Origin of the sequence: Candidatus Erwinia dacicola (assembly GCF_001756855.1) — a bacterium.
Classification (GTDB): Bacteria; Pseudomonadota; Gammaproteobacteria; order Enterobacterales; family Enterobacteriaceae; genus Erwinia; species Erwinia dacicola.
In genome coordinates, this window is the sequence record NZ_MAYS01000417.1 from 1 (window position 1) to 1,932 (window position 1,932).

A 1,932-nucleotide genomic window follows, 5' to 3' on the forward strand; every position below is an offset into this window, starting at 1 on the left:
ATCTTTGCAACAGTGCCATTCTAAGCGGAGCAGGAAATCATGCGAATTTAATTGTAGAGCGCCGGTTAACTGAAATTATTTAATACCGTTAATGCCTTAAATTGAATAGCGAAAAAAGGGCCGACAATGTCGGCCCTCATGGAATCGCGGTTATTACGCTTAGCGCTTCATCACTTGGTCATATGTCCCACCTTCAGCGAAGTGGGTCTTCTGTGCCTGCGTCCAGCCGCCAAACTTATCATCAATGGTAAACAGTTTCACCGGCGGGAAGGTGCTGGCATATTTCTTTGCCACGGCGGCATCGCGCGGACGGTAGAAGTTTTGCGCGGCGATATCCTGCCCTTCAGTGGAGTAGAGGTATTTCAGGTAGGCGTCGGCCATTTTACACGTATTGCGCTCATCCACCACTTTATCGACCACGGAAACGGTCGGCTCTGCGAGGATCGATTCGCTTGGCGTAACGATTTCAAACTGGTCTTTGCCGAGCTTGTTGACGGCCAGATAGGCTTCGTTTTCCCATGCAATCAGCACGTCGCCAATGCCGCGTTCAACGAAGGTATTGGTTGCGCCGCGCGCGCCGGAATCTTGCACTTCCACGTTTTTAAACAGTGCGTTGACGTAATCCTGTGCTTTCGCTTGGTCGCCTTTGTTCTGATCCAGTGCCCAGCCCCAAGCCGCCAGATAGTTCCAGCGTGCGCCGCCAGAAGTTTTCGGGTTCGGGGTAATGACCGACACGCCAGGTTTGATTAAATCTGGCCAGTCGTGAATTTGTTCCGGGTTACCTTTGCGCACTAGGAAAACAATGGTGGAGGTGTAAGGCGCGGAGTTATCCGGCAGGCGTTTGATCCAGTTTTTATCAATGCGGCCGCGTTCGGCAATTGCATCCACGTCGGAGGCCAGCGCCAGCGTCACCACATCGGCCTTAATACCGTTGATGACCGAGGTCGCCTGCTTACCTGAACCGCCGTGCGACTGGCGGATCACCACATTGTCGCCGGTTTCCTGCTTGTAGTGCGCGCTAAAGGCTTTGTTGTACTGCTCGTAAATCTCACGGGTCGGATCGTACGACACGTTCAGCAGCTGAATATCCTTCGCCAGCATGCTGGTTGAGGCCAGTAACAGGGTAATTCCTACACTCCACTTATTCATTGCACGCACTCCCCAAAATTTTTATGTGCGTGAAGCGTGACACAAAGCGAAGTATGAATTAAAGAATTAAAAATTAGCTATAATAACTATATGAAATAACGCTACGTGTAAAAAACCACCTGCATAGCAGGTGGCATTGATAACGCCCCGTAGGGGCGTACTAAGTCCAGACTTTGAGAGCCTTCTCTTCACACCTCTTTTAGTGGAAGCTGGCTCTCTTCAACTTCATGCTTTTCCTGATACTTCACGTACTTTCTTATCATTTCTTCATTGTATACCTACGGTATCTACGCAGTAACCCCGTGCCCAAAAGTGATTTCCCCACAGCTTGTTCTTCCGCAGGTAGGAAAATTTGCTAAACAGTCTAAGGGCTGTTTTACCTTTCAAATGACCGATCACATGTGAAATAGAAAGACGTGGCGGGACTGTAGTGGCACACTGATACTGGCCACCTGATCGGAAGGTGATATTCTCACCTTCCCAACACCACAGGTGACCCAATGGCTAAACATTTCACGCCAGAATTTAAGCTCGAAGCGGCGAAGTTAGTTGTCGACCACGGCTATACCTACGTTAAGGCCGCAGAGGCAGTTAACGTAAGCCATTCGGCTATCCCCCGTTGGGTGAATAAGCTGCGACTTGAGCGCCAGGGGAAAACGCCCGCCGGGCTTCCTCTGACGCCAGAACAGCTCGAGCTGCGTGAGGCGAGGAAGAAAGGCGAGGAAGAAAATACAACGCCTTGAAATGGAGAACGAAATCCTAAAAAAGGCTACGGCGCTCTTA

1 protein-coding gene and 2 pseudogenes are annotated in these 1,932 nt (G+C 50.4%); 1 reads left to right on the forward strand and 2 read right to left on the reverse strand.

Annotated elements, in window-relative coordinates; all coding sequences use genetic code 11:
* Window positions 1–159 precede the first annotated feature (159 nt).
* Together BBW68_RS11420 and tnpA are read right to left on the reverse strand one after the other, a co-directional pair.
* On the reverse strand, window positions 160–1,149 hold the full coding sequence (locus tag BBW68_RS11420) for a sulfate ABC transporter substrate-binding protein (protein ID WP_070135456.1): 990 nt from the start codon (window positions 1,147–1,149) through the stop codon (window positions 160–162).
* A 188-nt stretch (window positions 1,150–1,337) separates the two neighbouring features.
* Window positions 1,338–1,575: pseudogene (gene tnpA, locus BBW68_RS16795) on the reverse strand (IS200/IS605 family transposase); the annotation flags it as partial.
* 74 nt (window positions 1,576–1,649) lie between these two features.
* Between tnpA and BBW68_RS11425 the strand changes: the two are divergent.
* Window positions 1,650–1,932, forward strand: a pseudogene (locus tag BBW68_RS11425) (transposase); the annotation flags it as partial.

What these genes read in the sequence shown, in the direction of transcription:
- BBW68_RS11420 (WP_070135456.1), bottom strand. Translation starts at nt 1,149, where the DNA reads ATGAATAAGTGGAGTGTAGGAATTACCCTGTTACTGGCCTCAACCAGC.